Raw genomic sequence first — 2,951 nt, forward strand, 5'->3', positions numbered from 1 at the left:
TGTTTCACCGAGGGTTTTGATACCGAAGAGCTGCAGGCTGCCAGGGCGCTGCTGCATGCTCTGGGTTAATCCGTAGAGTGTGTTTGCAATACTCCCGCTTTCAGCGCCATAGCAGCAGGCGTTTAGTGGGAAGAGTATTCCCTTGCAGCTATTACTGGCCCGGGAGGCTGTCCGGGAATGCTGGCCGTAGCGAGAGTCGACTGATTTGAGCGGGTTTTTGCGGTGTTTTAAGGCGAATAGTGGTTCTATTTAACGCAATACAGCACAGAAAACAGCCAAACTCAGGTGGCTCGCAGTAGGTTGAGTATTGTCGGACAGCCTGATCGCTCGCAACTGCAACGGGACACAGGGGCAGAGGCCGGCGGAAAGATACTGCTGTTGCCCCAAATAACTCGAAACGCCAACCTGAATGGAATGTCGTATGCGCCAACTGATCTCTTTGCTGACCCTGTCACTGCTGCTCCTGGCAGGTCCACTCCATGCCGAGGATCTGGAAATTGAAGCGTTTTACGGTCATTTCACCGGCGTGGCCCATGCTCAGGTTGCCGGCGAAGCCGAGCGTCGAAAGCTGACGGTACGGATCGAGCCCAAAGACGATAACTTCGAAGTTGCCTGGGGAACCCAGGTAAAACGGACTGATCTCACGCAGAAGGAACACTCTTACCGCATACTGTTCCGCAAGACGCGTCGTGGTGCCATCTATGCATCCGCCATGCGCATGAATGTCTTTGGCAAGCATATTCCGATGGACCCCCTGGCTGGAGATCCCTTTGTCTGGGCCCGCATCCACGACCAGACACTCACCGTTTACGCCATGATGATCACCAATCAGGGTGCCTACGACATGCAGATCTATGACCGTACATTGCGCAACGACGGCAATATGGATCTGGCTTACACGCGTATTCTCGACGGCGCTATTAGCAAGGAAATAACCGCCACCCTCAAGCGCGAGCCACAATAGATATCACCCTCGCCCTCCATCAGTAGCCGTAACCACAACCGCCGAATAATGATGAAAAGCCTTCGTGCTTTTTCCAGCACCAACATAGCACTGAATTCAGCATTCGTTTCAAACAACTGTTTGGCCCCGAATATCAGCCCAGAACCCAGACATGGGGGCTGCAGGCCTATCAAGGTCTTCAACTCAGTGCGCAGCCGACACGCCTGAAATTTATTAGCCCGCTGCATTGATGAAACAAATACGTGAAAATAAATAACCATAGCGATCAAAAAGGATCATTTGCTGCATATGCGTAACGCCGTTATTCTGGCGTCACTGGTTAGCGCTAAAGCGCTCAGCCCGAAACCATAGGCTATCGCACTGAGTGATAGCCGGGCCGGATCTGAAAACCCAGTGAAAGGAGATATCAATGAACACTCTGTATACTCACTACAATGCACACATGAACTCTGCACTGAGCTACCCAGGCGGTCGTCGTGAAAGCGAAATCGAATACATTTTCCGTATTGCACGTGAAGCCGAAGCTGAGAAAAAAGCTGAACTGCGCGCTGCACGCATGCTGAAAATCAAAACGTCGTTGCTGAACCTGCTGAGCAAACTCAGCGTCAACCGTACCCCTAACCTGCACGCCCTGCTCGGACGCTAAGCATGCAGTGCCAAGGCCCGCTTCGCAGCCCATCCTGGTCACAGGATGAGCTGCAAGCGGCACAGGCGCACAGGCGCACAGGCGCACAAGCCAGCCGCTTTTCCCCTCTGAAGACACTGCCCTGCCCCCAATGTTTGCCCCCTGCACTTAGCTCCTCAGTATCCAGCACCTCAGCATTTAGTGACTAACGAAAACCCTGAGGGTTTAGTGCCACGTCGCTTGTTGCATCACAAAAGCCCACCCCTCTAGTGCCAGACTCGCGCTGCGCTACAGAACCTCTTTCCAGATATAGCTGACTGCCATCAACAGACACATGCCAACCACCAGCGGGCGAATAATCCGGCTGCCATGGCGAATCATGGTGTGACTGCCAATCAGCGCACCCAGAATTTGCCCCAGGACCATCACCGCACCCAGACTCCACACCACCTTGCCACCAGCGATAAAGACCACCAGTGAAGCCACATTACTGGCACAGTTCATCACCTTGGCCGCTCCGGTGGCCCCCAGAAGGTTACGCCCGCGAAACCAGATCTTGCTGAAGGCGAAAAAGGAGCCTGTGCCGGGTCCCAGAAAACCGTCGTAAAATCCCACCAGCGGCGCCAGCGTCATGCTGTACGTGCGCCGACTCATCCGCGCCGGTGTTTCTTGCAGCCCCGCCGTGGGCACCAGCAGGAAATAGAGCGCGATTACCACCAGTACCAGTGGAATCAGAAACATCAGGATGCCCGGATCAGTAAATTGCACCAGCAGAGTCCCCAGTACCGAGCCCAGCAGACTTCCCAGCACCAGGCCGCGAATATCTTCGAACCTGACAATTCCCCGCCGCAGCATCGTCAGTGCCGCCGTCAGACTGCCAAAGGAGCTTTGCAGCTTGTTGGTGGCCAATGCCGCCACCGGCGGCACCTGGGCCAGCAACAGGGCCGGCAGCGTCAACAGGCCACCGCCGCCGGCAATGGTATCGATAAACCCCGCCAGCAGCGCAACACCGAACAATGCCGCCAGCAACTCCGGTGACAAAACCAGATCCATGTAAAAATTCTCGCGTAAATTCTCTCAGAAACCATCTCGAGCGGATGGGCCAGATCCAGCGCCGGAAAACCCTGTTACAGGCCTCTGCGCGGCGGGCTGAACTCTACGCCTGACCTCGTCCAGGAACAACTGTCTGGTGCCACCTTGCATCAAAAACAGACGCTGAACCCGAACAGACAGCCTAGGAGGCTGCCCGAGAATGCTGGCCGTAGCGAGAGTCGACTGATTTGAGCGGTTTTTTTGCGGTGTTTTAAGGCGAATAGTGGTTCTATTTAACGCAAAACAGCACAAAAAACAGCCAAATTCAGG

The 2,951-nt window shown here is 54.8% G+C and carries 3 protein-coding genes; 2 read left to right on the top strand and 1 reads right to left on the bottom strand.

What is annotated here, in order from left to right; genetic code table 11:
• Positions 1 to 421: 421 nt before the first annotated feature.
• Both MPRO_RS02610 and MPRO_RS02615 read left to right on the top strand, forming a co-directional pair.
• On the top strand, positions 422 to 964 hold the full coding sequence (locus MPRO_RS02610; RefSeq protein ID WP_067286598.1) for a hypothetical protein: 543 nt from the start codon (positions 422 to 424) through the stop codon (positions 962 to 964).
• A gap of 409 nt (positions 965 to 1,373) precedes the next feature.
• Positions 1,374 to 1,610: a hypothetical protein gene (locus MPRO_RS02615; protein ID WP_067286599.1), complete on the top strand. Its 237-nt coding sequence runs from the start codon at positions 1,374 to 1,376 to the stop codon at positions 1,608 to 1,610.
• Positions 1,611 to 1,877: 267 nt separating this feature from the next.
• Here MPRO_RS02615 and MPRO_RS02620 read toward each other — a convergent pair whose 3' ends face one another.
• Positions 1,878 to 2,642, bottom strand: a complete 765-nt coding sequence (locus tag MPRO_RS02620; protein WP_067286601.1) for a TSUP family transporter — start codon at positions 2,640 to 2,642, stop codon at positions 1,878 to 1,880.
• Positions 2,643 to 2,951: the final 309 nt, after the last annotated feature.

It is taken from the genome of Marinobacterium profundum, assembly GCF_001528745.1.
Lineage (GTDB): Bacteria > Pseudomonadota > Gammaproteobacteria > Pseudomonadales > Balneatricaceae > Marinobacterium_A > Marinobacterium_A profundum.

What these genes read in the sequence shown, in the direction of transcription:
- MPRO_RS02610 (WP_067286598.1), top strand. Translation starts at nt 422, where the DNA reads ATGCGCCAACTGATCTCTTTGCTGACCCTGTCACTGCTGCTCCTGGCA.
- MPRO_RS02615 (WP_067286599.1), top strand. Translation starts at nt 1,374, where the DNA reads ATGAACACTCTGTATACTCACTACAATGCACACATGAACTCTGCACTG.
- MPRO_RS02620 (WP_067286601.1), bottom strand. Translation starts at nt 2,642, where the DNA reads ATGGATCTGGTTTTGTCACCGGAGTTGCTGGCGGCATTGTTCGGTGTT.